We start from the raw sequence: 15520 nt of genomic DNA, 5'->3' as shown, positions 1-15520 counted from the left end.
GATAGTGTTACCTGTATTGCCTATAGAGCTTGTGAGCCTCTAAGGAGCGATTTAAGGACGATACACCTTCACGTTCTCATAACCCTGCTCTTGCAAGTATAGGGCCTGTAATTTACTCATCACGCCGCGATCGCAATATAGCAGATAAGTTTTAGCTTTATCCAGATCCGCAAATTGAGTTGCAAGCTTAAAAAACGGAATCGTTTTAATCTCAATACCTTCAAGCTTCAGAGGATCTTTCTCCTCCTCTTCCGGTGCTCTGACATCAATGATAACTTCATTAGAGTTGACGTCACCAACCGTTTCAGTTTCTGTTATCTTTGTATCCATGCTGGTTGCTATCTCTCTGATATCGATGATTTCGGCAGTTTCCAGGACACGTTCAATAAGATCCTCAGAGAACTTTTGCTCTTCGGCTTCAATTTTTGAAAGTACCGCTTTAACCGTTGGCTTTTGCGAGATAACCCCACAATATTCAGGAATCGATTTAGAGAAATCTTCGGTACCTATCTTACGACTCAGGTTAATAATATCTTGCTTATCCATCGCAATCAGCGGACGTAATATTAACTGTTCGGTACAACGATCGATAACATTCAAATTCGTTAATGTTTGGCTGGACACTTGCCCCATGGCTTCACCGGTTACCAGCGCCTGGATCCCCATTTTATCAGCCAATCTTGCAGCCGTGCGCATCATCATACGCTTGAGGATAACTCCCATTTGACCATTATCAATTTTCTCCAGAATCTCGGTAACGACCGGGTCAAAAGGCACAGAGATAAACTTAACCTTATGAGACTCACCGTATTTCTGCCATAAATGATACGCTACCTGCTTAACGCCAATCTCATGTTGATCGCCACCTAAGTTAAAGAAACAGTAGTGAGTTCTGGAACCACGTTTAATAAACTGGTAACTGGAAACGCCCGAGTCAAAACCACCCGAGATAAGAGACAGTACATCTTCCTGAGTCGCCATAGGGTAACCACCCAGACCTTGAATACGATTAACAACCAGATAGAGATTTTCTCTGTCTATCTCTAAGTTGATGGTCATATCGGGATTTTTTAGTTTAACACCGGTAGCCTCAGTGAATTGATTTAAACCACCACCAACATAGCGTTCAACTTCAATCGACTTAAAGTCATGGTTACCCACACGCTTTACACGCACACAGAACGTCTTCCCAACGAGTTGCTCTTTATACAGAGCTAAGGTTTGCTGATAGATGTCATCAACAGATTCAAAGGTGCTTTCGTTGACCTGAAGTACGTGTGCAATACCCGGAATACAAGACAAACGGTCGGCAAAAGCCTCAACCAAGTCGGGCCTATCGCTGGGAACCAACACCATGATCTTATCCCACTCACGCTTAACCTTGGCAGACTCATCCACTTTTTTAAGCACATTTCGGATATTGGTTTCAAGCATCTTGGTAAAACGCATTCTTACCGGCTTGCTCTTCATCATGATTTCAGGAAATAGTTTTACGATAAATTTCATCAGGGTATTCCGAACGGGGGTGGGGTTTAAACAATATTGCGCGCATTATACCAAGATCATTGAATGTTTGACTATCGGGAAATGGCAGAAACAGCGATGAGCTCTTTCAGTTGAAGGAGATAAGGCTGGAAAATTTACCTTTTCCAGCCTTAATAGTTCTGTGACGTAACATTAAGAGTGTCGTTGAATGGTGAGGCTACTGACCTACCAAAATTTCATCAGAAACTTTGGGTTTACCCTGTTCGATAGCAATCTCAACCCGGCGATTACGTGCACGATTTCCCGGTGAATCATTGGCAACCAAAGGATCTGAGTTAGCCATGCCAACGACCTTCATTCTACGTTGATCAAATCCTTTGACGCGAATGAGTTCATGGGCAACGGCTACGGCTCGTTTACTGGAAAGATCCCAGTTGGAACTGTAGAGCTCATTACTGATCCGCATGTCATCGGTATGACCCGATACGGTGACAATCCCAGGCACATCTTTGAGCAACTCACCCACACGGCGTATAACGGGTTTAAATCTGGGTTGTAGGAAACCTGAGCCCGATGAAAAAGCGCCCTTCTCACGGATCCTGATGATGATCTGCTGACCCAAAGATTCAATTTCGATAGCGCCATCGACAATCTCCTTATTGAGCTCCTGAGCCATCTTCTTAACTTCGTCGTTAATTTGATCTTGTGCCGCGGCTTGAGCCTTTGACTCTTCTTCGGCTTTTGCTTTCGCCTCAGCTTCAGATTTGGACTCAGACTTTGACTCAGCCTCTTCCTGAGCAGTCGCTGAGGCTTCTCCCCCACGCTGCTCACCCCTTTGTTGTTGCACACCACCCGAGCTATCGTCATCTCCGGCCTGATACTCAAGTACAGGCTCTGTCATCTCGTTCGTTTGCTGGTTGATAATTTCGATGGGAGTCGGCTCCGGGCGGCCGGGTCTGAACTCGAGTGCTATGACTGAGGTTCCCTTAGGAATATCTTTTACTTCGACTTTATTCTGTACACCAAATGCATACTTCATCGAACCCGCAATCTGCTTAAACTTCATCACATCCATTTCGGAGAAAGCCAACAGCAGAACGAAGAAACACATCAAGAGTGACATCAAATCGGCAAAGGTTGCCAACCAGAGCGGCGCTCCGGGTGGTGGACAGTCACACTTTTCCTTCTTTGCCATGGGGCTATTCCCCGTCCGTTGTGTCTATTTCTCGCTGCTTCTCTGAAATATAGTTCTTTAGGAAGCCTTCGATAACCCTAGGGTTCTGCCCATCCTGAATCGCCAACACCGCATCCATAATGAGGTTACGGTTCAGCATCTCCTCTTTCATTCGTAGCTCAAGTTTACCTGCGATAGGGATCGCAACCATATTTGCCACAACGGCACCATAGAGTGTCGTCAACAAGGCCACGGCCATCGCTGGCCCGATAGATTTAGGATCATCCATATTCGACAACATGGCCACCAAACCAATCAGGGTACCAATCATTCCCATCGCCGGGGCGACGTCTCCCAGGGCTTGGAAAATACTGACCCCCAATTTATGCCGCTCCTCGGTGAGCGCGATATCTTTCTCGAGTGCGTCGCGTACCACATCGCCATCATGACCGTCGACAAGCATATCGACCGCTTTTTGCATAAAGCTATTGCCGATTTCGGCTTCTTCTAACGCTAAGAAGCCCCCCTTACGTGCGGCATCGGCCATAGTGATCGATTGCTCAATTAAGGCGTCGGGCTTATCAATCTTAAACATGAAGGCTTTAGCGGCAATTTTTATGGAACCAAGAAACTGTTTAAGGTTGTACTTCATCATAACGACAAAAAGAGAACCACATATTACAATCAGCACCGAAGGAACATCGATAAAAATGGCAATACCACCACTGCTGACCATCGCCATGATGACAAAACCAAACGCGCCAATGAGTCCTATCAGGGTTGCTAAATCCACAACTGCTCCTTAAATGAAACTGATTCCGGATGCGGTCCATCCGATCAGTATGAAGTTGTTTTTATTGATACGGCCAAGAAGTGCCATATCACAAAGTATTCTTACACGTTAATATACCCAACTTTAACACTAATCTCATCGTATATACCTTTTGTATAATCATCAAAATGAGAGTGTTAATGAATGTGCGGTATTGGGTAAAGTGATTAAAGGGACCGAACCGATACCGAAAATGTCGATTCAATAATTATTCAAAAAATAAAAGTCCTACTTTCAATTATCGGACAGCTTACACGCAAGTTTAGCTACAAATTCAATTTTTTATAAAAAAACCTCGATAAAGCGTGCTATTGCACAAATTTACCGCAGCCCGATTTGACCCTAGTCGCCGCCTGAGATACCTTGTCACACGCAATTTTCTAGGAAACGTTACCGTGGCTAAAAAACCTGAAAACCTCACTTTTGAAGAATCCCTTTGCGAACTTGAACGTATTGTGTCAGATCTTGAACAAGGCGACGTTTCCCTCGATGATGCACTTAAACAGTTCGAACGTGGTATAAAACTTGTTCGCAATAGCCAAGGTAAACTCGAACAAGCTCAACAAAAGGTCGCGATCCTACTGCAAGAGGATGAAAATGCCTCATTAGCGACCTATGCAACTGAGGGCGAATAATTGTTAGCCAGAGCCATCTCTCAATATCAGCAACGTGTCGATGAGCAAATTAAATCTATTATCGACTCTCAAGCTACCACAGATCTAAAATTACAATCGGCCATGAAGCATGGGGCTTTAATTGGTGGTAAGCGTATCAGGCCATTCTTAGTCTATGCCATCGGCGATATGCTGAATGTTGCCCCAGAAAAACTCGACGCCTGCGCGGCCGCCATAGAATGTGTTCATGCTTATTCATTAATTCATGATGATCTTCCGGCTATGGACGATGATGCTCTGCGCCGGGGGCAACCTACTGTTCATATTGCCTTCGACGAAGCTACCGCGATCTTAGCGGGTGATGCACTGCAAGCCCTGGCCTTCGAAAGCATCTGTGAGCCCATCGATGGTATTACACCGAGCCAAAATCTGGCCATGGTGAGAGCCTTAGCTAAGGCCTCAGGATATTCCGGGATGTGTGGCGGTCAAGCTATGGATCTCAATGCAACAAATAAGCAGATTGATTTAGCGACACTGACCCAACTGCATAAATTAAAAACCGGCGCCCTGATCCGTTGCGCGGTTGAACTGCCGATGATCGCAGCGGCTATCAGTATAGAAGAGCAAAATTTGTTGATGGATTTTGCCGATGCCATTGGGCTGGCATTTCAAGTGCAGGATGACGTACTCGATATCATCGCCAGCACCGAAGAACTGGGGAAACCTCAGGGTTCCGATTGTGACTCCAATAAGAGCACCTATCCCAGACTACTGGGATTAGAAGGAGCACAAGCCACGGCCCAAAGTTTGATTGATGATGCCCTATCAGCGCTGACAAAATTACCATACAATAGTCAGCTAATTGCCGAATTCGCCCGTTTTATCATTGAGCGAAGAGTATAATAAAGAGACAAGTTATCTCGATGAGTTTGGATATATCTAACTACCCTGTGTTAGCACAGGCTAATACCCCTGATGAGCTACGACAGCTCCCTCAAGCAGTACTGCCTCAATTGGCAGACGAGCTTAGAGGTTTCCTTTTGAAATCTGTGGGTAAATCTAGTGGTCACTTCGCTTCAGGGCTTGGAACTGTCGAGCTCACCGTAGCGCTTCACTATGTTTATAACACCCCCTTCGACCGTCTGATTTGGGATGTTGGCCACCAGGCCTACCCACATAAAATCCTGACCGGTCGCCGTGACAGGATGCACACCATACGTCAAAAAGGGGGAATACACCCTTTCCCTTGGCGTGAAGAGAGTGAGTACGACACCTTCAGCGTGGGACACTCAGGTACCTCTATCAGCGCGGCGCTCGCAATGGCTGTAGCCGCTGACAAAGAGCAAGCCGGACGCAAAGTGGTCTCAGTCATCGGTGATGGTGCCATGACCGGCGGCATGGTGTTTGAAGCCATGAACCACGCAGGTGATCTGCACAATGATATGTTAGTCGTGCTCAACGACAACGAGATGTCTATCTCTGAGAATGTCGGCGCGCTGAATAATCATCTGGCTCAACTTATGTCGGGACGTTTCTATACTACGATTCGTGAGAGTAGTAAGAAGGTCCTTGAAGGGTTGCCGGTCATCAAAGAGATGGCAAAGCGTACCGAAGAGCATCTCAAGGGCATGGTGGTTCCCGGCACTATGTTTGAAGAGCTGGGCTTTAACTATATCGGCCCTATCGATGGCCATGATGTTGATGCGTTGGTCGAAACGATGCGCAATATGCGTAATCTATCTGGCCCGCAAATTTTACATATCATGACCAAGAAAGGTCGTGGATATGAGCCGGCAGAGAAAGATCCCATCGGCTGGCACGCCGTGCCTAAATTTGATCCCTCGACCTTTGAGAAGCCAGCTTCTAAACCCAGTAACCCAACCTTTTCACAGGTATTTGGTAAATGGTTGTGCGATGTCGCCGAGAAAGATGACAAGGTATTGGGTATAACACCAGCCATGCGTGAAGGTTCTGGAATGGTTGAGTTCTCTCAACGTTTTCCTAAGCAATATTTCGATGCCGCCATTGCAGAGCAACACGCCGTCACCTTAGGTGCTGGTTTTGCTTGTGAAGGATTAAAGCCCGTAGTGGCTATCTATTCGACCTTCCTGCAGCGTGGTTATGATCAGCTTATTCACGATGTTGCGCTACAGAAGTTGCCCGTATTATTCGCTATCGACAGAGGCGGTATTGTCGGTGCAGACGGTCCCACACACCAAGGCGCCTTCGATCTTAGCTTTATGCGTACTGTGCCGAATATGATCATAATGGCGCCATCGGATGAAAATGAGTGTCGTCAGATGCTCTATACCGGTTATTGCTACAGAGAAGGCCCTACGGCAGTTCGCTACCCCAGAGGCAGCGCGACAGGTGAGACTCAGGTTGAAGAGATGCAAGCCTTACCCATAGGTAAAGGCTTAATCAAGCGTCAGGGGAAGAAAGTCGCGATTCTTAACTTCGGAACTCTGCTTGCCGATGTATTAACCGCCGCCGAATCTCTCGATGCGACGGTTGCCGATATGCGCTTTGTCAAACCTCTCGATGTTGAGTTGGTTAAACAGCTTGCCGATTCTCATGACGTACTCGTTACCGTCGAAGAAAATGCCATCATGGGCGGCGCAGGTTCGGGTGTACTCGAATTGCTGCAGCAGCTTAAACAGCCGATGCCGGTACTTCAAATCGGCCTGCCCGATGAGTTTATTAAACATGGGGAATCGGGTGAAATCCTTGCAGAACTCAGACTCGATGCTGCGGGTATCCTGGAGCAGGTTGAAGAATACTTAAAGTAGCCTTCAGGCTTACCTTTGGGCATATCTTAGATAACGCTCAATAAAAAAGGACTGCAGATGCAGTCCTTTTTATTATCAATCAAAGTCGTTTCCTGGAAAAGATTCGACCTCAATAACAATTAAGCCTGTGTATCTACAGCAGCTCCGCCTTGAGACACCATGACCATAGCCGGACGTAATAGACGCTCGTTAAGGGTATAGCCTTTCTGCATAACCATCATGACTGTGTTTGCAGGAAAATCCGGGCTTGGTTGCATACCGATAGCCTGATGATGCTCTGGGTTAAAGGGTTCCCCCTGAGGGTTAACCACTTTCAATCCAAACTTTTCAACCGTACCAATAAAGCTCTTCAGTGTTAACTCTACACCTTCGTAAACAGCTTTAGTCGCCTCAGCTTCAGCATCGGTTCCCTGGAGCGCGCGCTCCATATTGTCAATCACCGGCAGAAGTTCATTAGCAAACTTTTCAAGGGCAAATTTGCGGGCTTTCTCAACATCGATAGCGGCACGACGACGAATATTATCAACCTCGGCAGCGGCTCTGATAACAGAATCTTTTTGCTCATCAACTTTGGCTGTCGCGGCTGCTAATGCCTGCTCCAGCTCTTCAACACGAAAGTTTGCCTGAGTAAGTTCATCCATCAAACTGGCTTCACCTGTAACAGTTTCATTTTCATTATCTGTGATGATTTCACCTTCAACAGCTTCATCTACTTGGTTCTGTTTCGCTTTACTCGAATCGTTGCTCATTCTAACTCCAGCTAAAAATACTTTGTTTCTGCGTGCTCTGAGGATAATATGGGGATCACATTCAAGGTTTCAAGCCCTAGCACTAAGATAAATATGCCTAAAACGTTTCAATCTATTGGCCTGATTGGCAAGCCTAATCACCACGGCACAAACCTGACCCTAAAACGTTTACATCACTGGTTAACGATGCAGGGCTTCGACATCCTGGTAGAAGAGAGAGTCGCTGCCGATATAGGACCTCAGGCTGTGTCAGTCGATCTACTCGAGATCGGTGAAAAATGCGATCTCGCTATCGTCGTGGGCGGTGATGGTAATATGCTGGGTGCGGCGCGAGTCTTAGCCAGGTTTGATATCGGTGTCATTGGTGTCAACCGTGGTAATCTTGGATTTTTGACCGACCTTCCCCCCGATTCGTTCGAGGCCGCGCTGGGTGAAGTGCTCGATGGACAATTCAAGACTGAACACAGATTCCTGCTCGAAACTGAAGTACATCGCCACGGCCATATGAAATCGAGCAATACAGCCGTGAATGAAGCCGTGCTTCACCCGGGAAAAGTGGCCCACATGATCGAATTTGAGGTCTATATCGATGACGACTTCATGTATAGCCAACGCGCCGACGGCATGATTGTATCAACGCCGACAGGCTCTACGGCCTATTCATTATCGGCTGGGGGAGCGATTCTGACCCCGAACCTTGAAGCCCTCATCCTAGTCCCTATGTTTCCTCATACCCTCTCCTGTCGTCCAATCGTGGTCGATGCCAGTAGCACCATAAAACTGGTGGTCTCACCGGATAACGGTGATAACCTGGAGGTGAGTTGTGACGGACACGTCACATTGTCCGTACTGCCCGGCGATGAGATTATCGTTCGAAGGAGTCAAGAACGCCTCAGGCTTATCCACCCCAAAGGGCATAACTATTTCCATGTGCTGAGAAGCAAGCTTGGTTGGGGCAGCAAACTGTTTTAATCGCTTCCACACAGAAAAGCCGCTAAGTTAGCGGCTTTTTTCGTTCATATGGTGCTGAATATTGTTAATGCTACTCGATGGTAAAGTCGATTCTTACTCTTGTCTGTTCAGCAATGGGCGAGCCATCGACAAACTTTGGCGCATAACGCCATTGTTTTAAGGCTTTGATCGATTCATCGCTGAATTTACTTCCTCCTTTTGAATCGAGTAATTTAGGCTCCTTCACAAAACCAAATTCATCGACAATAAATGACACCTCGGCCCAGCCACTCTTTCTTCGCTTAACATAAGAGAAAGGATATTTAGGCTGCTCACGATACAGCGGCATCTGCTCCTGATCATCGAGCCAGGGACGCATACTACCTATAGCGATGCAATGCTCGGTGGACTTATCGCTCTCTCCCTCACGCTCATACAACTCGACCAGAAACGCGTGGGCCTTTAGCTCATAAGGGTGGGTATAATTGAGCGCTGAGAATTGTTTAACGACTTCATTAAGCAGGGGAATCGCTCTGCTGTTTTTCTTCTCTACGAAATGAATTGAGCCAGCTATGTAAGCCGCTTTCACTCTGGTGAGCGAGTCCTGTGGGAGCTCCTCTTTATAGATCTCGTAGGCATCAAGCGCATAGTCACGAATTTTTCTGTTATAAAGGCGGGTTTTAGAAAGAGTAGCAAATGCTGCGCTCAGGGTGTCGGCGTGTAATATCCTGTTTTCTGCGTCTGAGGCAATGTCGATGGCATCTTCAAACTGAGACTTAGCCGTTTTAGGGTCTGAACTCGTGTGCGCCGCGCCAAGAAGCGGATCTAACACCTCAAGGGCATCTTCACCATAGCTCGATTGATAACGACTGAGTGCCAGCAGGTAGAGCGAATTAGCCTGCTCTTTTTGATCTTGCTCTTCGAGTGCCGTGGCATAGTTTAATGCTAACGTTGCAGTATCAAGGCTTTGGGGCCCAAACTGCACTGAGCCCAGCTCATAAGCCTCTCCGGCATACTTGAGCGCCAGTTCATTGTTTTTCTCTGCTACGGCTTGTTTATAGGCAGTGTAGCTTTGTGAAAATTCAGAGGCGGATACCCCGAGGCTACTCAGACTTAAGCAACTCAGAGTAATGGCAGCAAGAACATGGCGAAAGCGAACTGATGACTTCATAAATATCCTTATTTATTAGTACTTATCTATTGGTACTAAACCTATTGGCATTGGTTCTATTAGTACTGATTGATAAAATATGACGATATAACATGTTGATAGAGTTTAGAGATAAGGTCATGCCTTCCCTGTTAGTCGCACCAACCTCTCCCTCTTTAATCTAACGGATTGACTAACCTAAGTAAACGCTAGCTCAGCCGCAGGTAAACGCTAGCTCAGCCGCTGCGATACCCGCTTTAGGGCAAACATCATCCAGCATACTAAAACTGTGCTGCAGCACGCCAGAGAGACCCAGACCCCCTTAACACCGAACGCCCAGGCAAACAGATAGATAACTAAAGCGATTAAGATAAGCTTCATCCCGGTCAACATGGAGGCTTCTTTGGAACAGTTAATCGCCTGAAAAAAACTCGCCCCAACGAGTAGCAAGCCTTCCATCGGTAATCCCCAAAAGTAGAGCCGCATCCCCTCGATGGCATAGGGAGTTAATTGAGGATTATCACCGGCAAAGATATAGACCATCCATAGGGGCTTGATGTAGATAAACAATAAACCGATAAAAGCCGTAACCAAGGAGATCCCAAACGCAATCTTCAAGGTTTTAAAGACTCTGTCATAGCGCCCGGCTCCCGCATTAAAGCTGAAGATAGGTTGAGTACCGAAGGCGATACCTTCAAAAATAAGGTAGAAAAAGGCCTCGGTATAACTGACGACACCATAAGCCGCGACGTGGATCGGCGCACCGACCCACAGGAAGGCCATGTTATGCAGCGTTAAGACTATCGACAGGTAGAGGCTCAACAGAAAACTAGGCAGACCGACTCTGAGAATATTCAGGCAATGATCGAGTTTAAGCGACATCTGCTGCCAGTTAATGCGTAAGCGAGTATTAGCGGTAAAGAAATGCCGTAAGCAGAGTAAACCGGTGACCGCTTGTGAAATCATGGTCGCAATGGCCGCACCCACTAACCCGAAAGGGAAAACGACAATAAACAACCAATCTAATACCGCATTTAAACAGCCGCCAAAGATGAGTACATAAGTGACAAATCCGGGCCTGCCATCATTTCGTATCAGAGAGCTGAAGGCCATCGAGATGATGGGAAAATAACCGAGAGCAAAATACCAAAAGAGATAATCATAGGCGCTGTTTAATACCTCTCCCTCAGCCCCCAGAAATTGTAAAATATCACGAGAGTAACGGGTTCCCAACAGAGCAATAATAGCGCCAGAAATAAGGCATAGACTGAAGGTGTTCCCGAGTATTTTTCGAGCCTTAGCGACTTCTCCTTGGCCTAAATTAATTGAAACCAGCGCCGCGCCGCCCATGCCTAACCAGGCACCTATGGCATAGAGAATAGCACCGATGGGATAAGCCAATATCATCCCGGCCAGACCTGTTTCTCCCAGGTAATGACCAATGAACATGCCGTCGATAGCGACATAAATCCCCGTCACCAACATCGAAGCTATAGTGGGAATGGTATATCGCCAAAACAGCTTATGAATTGGATCGTTAACTAAAGCCTGGTCTTGGGAAGACACATCAGCACTCATTCAGATATACCGTTTATTTATTGTTATTTTATTTTTATAGAGCAGCAAGATATCAAAAACTTATCCGCTTAGATATAGCAAGAAGCCTCCTCTCGAGCGCTTCACTTTCTACTGAAGTTAACGTAATAATCTCTATTCTGGAGTCCATCACATCATCGAGTTCGATGACATTGAGTTCACCATCAATTAAATTGAGTCCGGCGATGCCCTCATCGGTGATCAGTACCGCCTTAAGCCGAGTCACGTCCAACGACTTAACCAGGTTAATGACCTCATCGAATAAAAACTCATAACTGAGATCAAATATCCAACCACAACTATAAAAACCTTCCCCCCTATTAAGTTTTTTTATCAGGCCAGCTTCATCAAACTCACTCTCGACAACCGAGGGTTCGAGGGAAAACAGGTCATGGGCTTGAGGTCTGAGCATGCTGGATTGTGCTCTTTTAGCGGGCACCGGAAGCTGAGCTTGTCTATCTAACAAGCTGAATAATTTGTCAGAGATCCCGACCGATAAGGAGTGTGTCAGACTGACAGGTATGACGGGTTTGTCGCCGGACTCGTTGCACGCCCGTTTCTCATTGAGAAAAGAGTTCAGCGCTTCAACGTTTTGCTCCGAATAGAGATCCGACTTAGTCGCCAGCACAATATCCGCAACTTCCAGTTGCTGATTGAAGATCTCATGCTCCCGATATCGGGCATCCTCAATTTTTCTTGCATCGACCAGACACACTGTCGACTTTAGATTGATGACATTGTGGTAGTGGGGCTCACTGAGTACCTTAAGCACCTCTCTGGGGTGCCCAAGTCCCGTAGGTTCGATCAACAATCGATCGGGTTTGGCTTTCGCTATCAACTGATTTATCGCCACCTGCATGGGAACACCAGCTGCGCAGCACATACATCCCCCCGCCACCTCACGGATCTCGATAGTCTGCTCGCCACCTCCAAGCAATGCCGCATCTATGCCTACCTCACCAAACTCGTTGATCAATACGGCCCACTTTTCATCGGCTGGTTTACTCAGGAAAAGCTGCTTAATAAAGGTGGTCTTTCCAACACCCAGAAAGCCTGTGATCACATTGGTGGCGATAGGTTTGATTATCATAGGTTGATCTCAATAGCACAAAGAAAGCTGCACAGTGTAAGCATTAATCATGAGGGTCTCAATAACAAGTCGACTGCGGATCTGAACACGGAACAATATGTGCCATAAAAAATGCTGAAATGAGCCCCCCAGAAAAAACATGTACGATAGTACAACATAACCACAACATGCCGTTAAACAAAGTAAATATCGCATGAATTAAACAGGTAAACCGAGCGATTTCATAGCCAGTTAATGTACACCTGTATATGATGCCATCGAAAGCTCAACTAAATGAGCTAAAGATAACAATTAATAATGATGGGTCACAATATGAAACTACTAAAAACGGCGGCTGCCGCTGCAATATCGATGGCGTTATTAGCTGGATGTAATGACGAAACTAACAACATCTATCCACCAGAGCCAACTGAACCAACGAACGTTCGTTTCGCGACATACAACCTCTCTTTCGATCGTTATACCTTTGAAGACCTTGTCACTGAAATGCAGTTCTCTGCACCAGAACAAGAAGCCTTGATGACCAAATGGTTTGAAGATGAGCTAACTGAAGATGAATTAAAAATTGTCGAAAAAATTATCCAGATCCGTAACGTTGCAGCCGTAATTCAAACTGAGCGTCCAGCGGTATTGATGATGGGTGAGTTTAACAACGATGGCCTGGGCGAAAACCAGGATGCAATTAATGGCTTCCGCTTAAACTATCTTGCAGTGCCACAAAATGGTCTAGGCACAACTTCAGATGAGAAGAAGATGTTAGAGCCAATTCAGTTTGCTTATACAGAGAACTTCTCAACAAATACAGGCCTGTTAAGCGAATTCGATCTAGACCGTAATGGTACTGTCGCACTGCCGGGCGATGCTTGGGGCTATGGTAACTACCACGGACAGTATGCTTTTGGCCTACTATCACAGTACCCAATTGATACAGATAACATCCGTACTTTCCAAGACTTTAAGTGGAAAGATATGCCGGGTGAAACTAACCCTGTGATCACTGTTTGTGATAATCCAGACAAGCCTATTCCTGATGGATTAGCGTGTGGAGATGAGTGGTATACGGCTGAAGCATGGGCACAGAAGCCACTTTCTTCTAAAAACCATGTCGATGCACCAATTCTTATCCCAACCGCCGATGGTGAGAAAGTTGTTCACCTACTACTATCTCACCCAACACCACCAGTATTCGATTACATCACTGAAAACAACAAGTTGTTAAACAGTGCTGAGATCAAATTCTGGAGTGAATATGTATCAAATGCCGACTACATCTACGATGATGCTGGCGTAAAAGGTGGTTTAGGTTTGGATGCATCTTTCGTGGTTATGGGCGATCTGAACGCCGATCCTGAAAATGGTGATGGCTTCCTGGAGTCAATTCAGGATCTAATGAATCATGAGCGTGTAAACGTGCTTGCTACAGATGGTGTTTACGCGCCAAACAGCCTGGGCTCTACTGAGTGTGTTGCACTTGGTGATTGTGGTGATAGCATCTACCCCGATCGTATCACCAGCACATTTGGACTTCGTGTCGACCATGCTATCCCGTCAAACGATCTGAACATCATCGACTCAGGCGTATTCTGGCCGGCAACCTTCGAAGAGGGTCGTTTATTGATGAACGATGAGCGTGTAGGGAAATGGGGTAACGGTAAAGACATCTCTTCCGATCACCGCTTAGTATGGATCGAAGCTGAGCTTTAATCTTGCTCAATAGATAAGCAGATGATAAATAACAAAAAACCGCCTCTATAGGCGGTTTTTTTATTATTCATAATGACAAGATTAGCGTTTATTATCGGCTCTTCGACTTGCGTAACTCGACTTACCTTTATCAGCGTTTTTACCGCCGCCAGCCCCTCTGTTGCCATGCTTAGGCTTCCCTTTACGTCTATCTACACGCTTCATGGTCGACTCTTGAGTCTCTCTATAGCGAGCAGGCAGTGGCGTTCCGAGTTCATAACCGGGAAGTACTGTACGGGGTAACTTAAGCTCAATTAAGGTTTCAATCTCTTCGAGCATCTTCTCATCGGATGGACATACAAACGAAATAGCGCGCCCCTCAAGACCCGCTCTTCCTGTTCGACCGATACGATGGATATAGTCTTCGGCATCGAAAGGCAGCTCCAGATTTATAACCAGAGGCAGGGCCTGAATATCCAGCCCCCTTGCGGCGACGTCGGTGGCCACCAGCACTCTCAACACACCATTTTTAAATTCTTCGAGGGCACGATTTCGAGCGCCCTGAGTCTTGTCGCCATGGAACACCGCACTCTTAACACCGTCGAGCTTTAACTCCTTTTGCAGGTGCTCGGCGCTCTCTTTACTACTGGCAAAAACCAATACTTGTTGCCAATTATTACGACCGACTAACTCAGATAACAGCTCCGCCTTGCGGCGCTTATCGACAAGATATATCTCCTGTTCGACACTGGATGCAGATCGGCTTTGAGCGACATTTATCCACTGGGGAGAGTGCAACATCTTCTGCGCCAGCACCTTTACATCGTCACTATAGGTAGCAGAGAAAAAGTGCGTAAGGTGCTCTGCTGCGACGAGGGCTTTCACTCGTTCTATATCACGGACAAACCCCATGTCCAGCATTCTATCGGCTTCATCGATAACTAAGGTCGTCACATCCGAAAGATCTAACCCATGCTGGCCGATAAAATCGAATAGCCGACCTGGTGTGGCTACAAGAATATCAACCCCGGCATTGAGTGCTTTTCGTTGAGGGTTCATATTTGCCCCCCCATAAACGGCTAAGGTTTTCAGCGGGGTAAACTGGCTATAGCGAGAGATATTCTCAGCCACCTGTATCGCCAGCTCCCGAGTCGGTGTCATTATCAGACCTCTGAGAGAGCCTAAGTTCACCTCATCGAAGAGCAGCCTTTGTAGTAGAGGCAGTGCAAACGCCGCCGTTTTTCCTGTGCCGGTTTCAGCACAAGCCATAAGATCGCCCCCCGTTAATGCAACAGGAATAACCTCACATTGCACCTGAGTCAGTTGTTGATAACCACAGACATTAATGGCTTCAAGAATTGAGGGGTTCAAATCAAGTGCGTCAAATTTCATGAAAAACTCACAGGG

At 46.5% G+C, this 15520-nt stretch carries 13 protein-coding genes; 5 read left to right on the top strand and 8 right to left on the bottom strand.

The features are described 5' to 3' along the window. Positions 1–51: 51 nt before the first annotated feature. From thiI to pomA, 3 genes are all read right to left on the bottom strand, one after another. A complete protein-coding gene (gene thiI / locus EKG38_RS18580; RefSeq protein WP_126521845.1) occupies positions 52–1506 on the bottom strand; it encodes a tRNA uracil 4-sulfurtransferase ThiI in 1455 nt (484 codons plus the stop codon). A 196-nt stretch (positions 1507–1702) separates the two neighbouring features. Continuing rightward, a complete protein-coding gene (locus tag EKG38_RS18575) occupies positions 1703–2680 on the bottom strand; it encodes a flagellar motor protein MotB (RefSeq protein ID WP_126521843.1) in 978 nt (325 codons plus the stop codon). Between the two features lie 4 nt (positions 2681–2684). Beyond that, positions 2685–3452 (bottom strand): flagellar motor protein PomA, encoded by a 768-nt coding sequence (gene pomA, locus EKG38_RS18570; protein ID WP_126521841.1) that lies wholly within the window; start codon positions 3450–3452, stop codon positions 2685–2687. A 434-nt stretch (positions 3453–3886) separates the two neighbouring features. On the opposite strand from pomA, the gene xseB reads away from it, so the two are divergent. Genes xseB through dxs form a run of 3 tightly spaced genes read left to right on the top strand, consistent with a single transcriptional unit; the run spans position 3887 to position 6894 of the window. Further along, positions 3887–4126, top strand: a complete 240-nt coding sequence (xseB, locus tag EKG38_RS18565) for an exodeoxyribonuclease VII small subunit (RefSeq protein ID WP_126505709.1) — start codon at positions 3887–3889, stop codon at positions 4124–4126. Continuing rightward, positions 4127–5008 carry a (2E,6E)-farnesyl diphosphate synthase gene (ispA, locus tag EKG38_RS18560; RefSeq protein ID WP_126521839.1) on the top strand — a complete coding sequence of 294 codons (882 nt, stop codon included), beginning with the start codon at positions 4127–4129 and terminating at the stop codon, positions 5006–5008. A gap of 20 nt (positions 5009–5028) precedes the next feature. Further along, positions 5029–6894, top strand: coding sequence for a 1-deoxy-D-xylulose-5-phosphate synthase (gene dxs / locus EKG38_RS18555; RefSeq protein WP_126521837.1), 1866 nt, complete (start codon positions 5029–5031; stop codon positions 6892–6894). Between the two features lie 119 nt (positions 6895–7013). On the opposite strand, the gene grpE is transcribed toward dxs, so the two are convergent. Further along, complete coding sequence (grpE, locus tag EKG38_RS18550) at positions 7014–7643, bottom strand: nucleotide exchange factor GrpE (RefSeq protein ID WP_126521835.1); 630 nt, start codon at positions 7641–7643, stop codon at positions 7014–7016. Between the two features lie 93 nt (positions 7644–7736). Here grpE and nadK point away from each other — a divergent pair, with 93 nt between their 5' ends. Beyond that, the gene (gene nadK, locus EKG38_RS18545) at positions 7737–8615 is read left to right on the top strand and encodes an NAD(+) kinase (RefSeq protein WP_126521833.1); all 879 of its coding nucleotides are present in this window, start codon (positions 7737–7739) and stop codon (positions 8613–8615) included. Positions 8616–8685: 70 nt separating this feature from the next. Here the strand turns inward: nadK and EKG38_RS18540 are convergent, their stop codons facing one another. The 3 genes from EKG38_RS18540 to EKG38_RS18530 form a co-directional block, all read right to left on the bottom strand. Further along, complete coding sequence (locus EKG38_RS18540) at positions 8686–9765, bottom strand: TonB family protein (protein WP_126521831.1); 1080 nt, start codon at positions 9763–9765, stop codon at positions 8686–8688. Between the two features lie 210 nt (positions 9766–9975). After that, the gene (locus EKG38_RS18535; protein WP_126521829.1) at positions 9976–11322 is read right to left on the bottom strand and encodes an MATE family efflux transporter; all 1347 of its coding nucleotides are present in this window, start codon (positions 11320–11322) and stop codon (positions 9976–9978) included. 52 nt (positions 11323–11374) lie between these two features. Beyond that, positions 11375–12430, bottom strand: coding sequence for a CobW family GTP-binding protein (locus EKG38_RS18530; RefSeq protein WP_126521827.1), 1056 nt, complete (start codon positions 12428–12430; stop codon positions 11375–11377). 312 nt (positions 12431–12742) lie between these two features. On the opposite strand from EKG38_RS18530, the gene EKG38_RS18525 reads away from it, so the two are divergent. Further along, positions 12743–14134: an endonuclease/exonuclease/phosphatase family protein gene (locus EKG38_RS18525; protein WP_126521825.1), complete on the top strand. Its 1392-nt coding sequence runs from the start codon at positions 12743–12745 to the stop codon at positions 14132–14134. Between the two features lie 81 nt (positions 14135–14215). Here the strand turns inward: EKG38_RS18525 and EKG38_RS18520 are convergent, their stop codons facing one another. After that, complete coding sequence (locus EKG38_RS18520) at positions 14216–15505, bottom strand: DEAD/DEAH box helicase (protein WP_126521823.1); 1290 nt, start codon at positions 15503–15505, stop codon at positions 14216–14218. Between the last annotated feature and the right edge of the window lie 15 nt (positions 15506–15520).

This window comes from Shewanella canadensis, assembly GCF_003966225.1.
GTDB classification, from domain to species: Bacteria; Pseudomonadota; Gammaproteobacteria; order Enterobacterales; family Shewanellaceae; genus Shewanella; species Shewanella canadensis.
This window is presented reverse-complemented; position numbering and strand designations above follow the sequence as displayed.

Excerpts from the sequence above, each read along its gene's own strand:
- dxs (WP_126521837.1), top strand. The coding sequence starts at position 5,029 with ATGAGTTTGGATATATCTAACTACCCTGTGTTAGCACAGGCTAATACC.
- EKG38_RS18575 (WP_126521843.1), bottom strand. The coding sequence starts at position 2,680 with ATGGCAAAGAAGGAAAAGTGTGACTGTCCACCACCCGGAGCGCCGCTC.
- thiI (WP_126521845.1), bottom strand. The coding sequence starts at position 1,506 with ATGAAATTTATCGTAAAACTATTTCCTGAAATCATGATGAAGAGCAAG.
- grpE (WP_126521835.1), bottom strand. The coding sequence starts at position 7,643 with ATGAGCAACGATTCGAGTAAAGCGAAACAGAACCAAGTAGATGAAGCT.
- EKG38_RS18540 (WP_126521831.1), bottom strand. The coding sequence starts at position 9,765 with ATGAAGTCATCAGTTCGCTTTCGCCATGTTCTTGCTGCCATTACTCTG.
- EKG38_RS18520 (WP_126521823.1), bottom strand. The coding sequence starts at position 15,505 with ATGAAATTTGACGCACTTGATTTGAACCCCTCAATTCTTGAAGCCATT.
- EKG38_RS18525 (WP_126521825.1), top strand. The coding sequence starts at position 12,743 with ATGAAACTACTAAAAACGGCGGCTGCCGCTGCAATATCGATGGCGTTA.
- nadK (WP_126521833.1), top strand. The coding sequence starts at position 7,737 with ATGCCTAAAACGTTTCAATCTATTGGCCTGATTGGCAAGCCTAATCAC.
- EKG38_RS18535 (WP_126521829.1), bottom strand. The coding sequence starts at position 11,322 with ATGAGTGCTGATGTGTCTTCCCAAGACCAGGCTTTAGTTAACGATCCA.
- EKG38_RS18530 (WP_126521827.1), bottom strand. The coding sequence starts at position 12,430 with ATGATAATCAAACCTATCGCCACCAATGTGATCACAGGCTTTCTGGGT.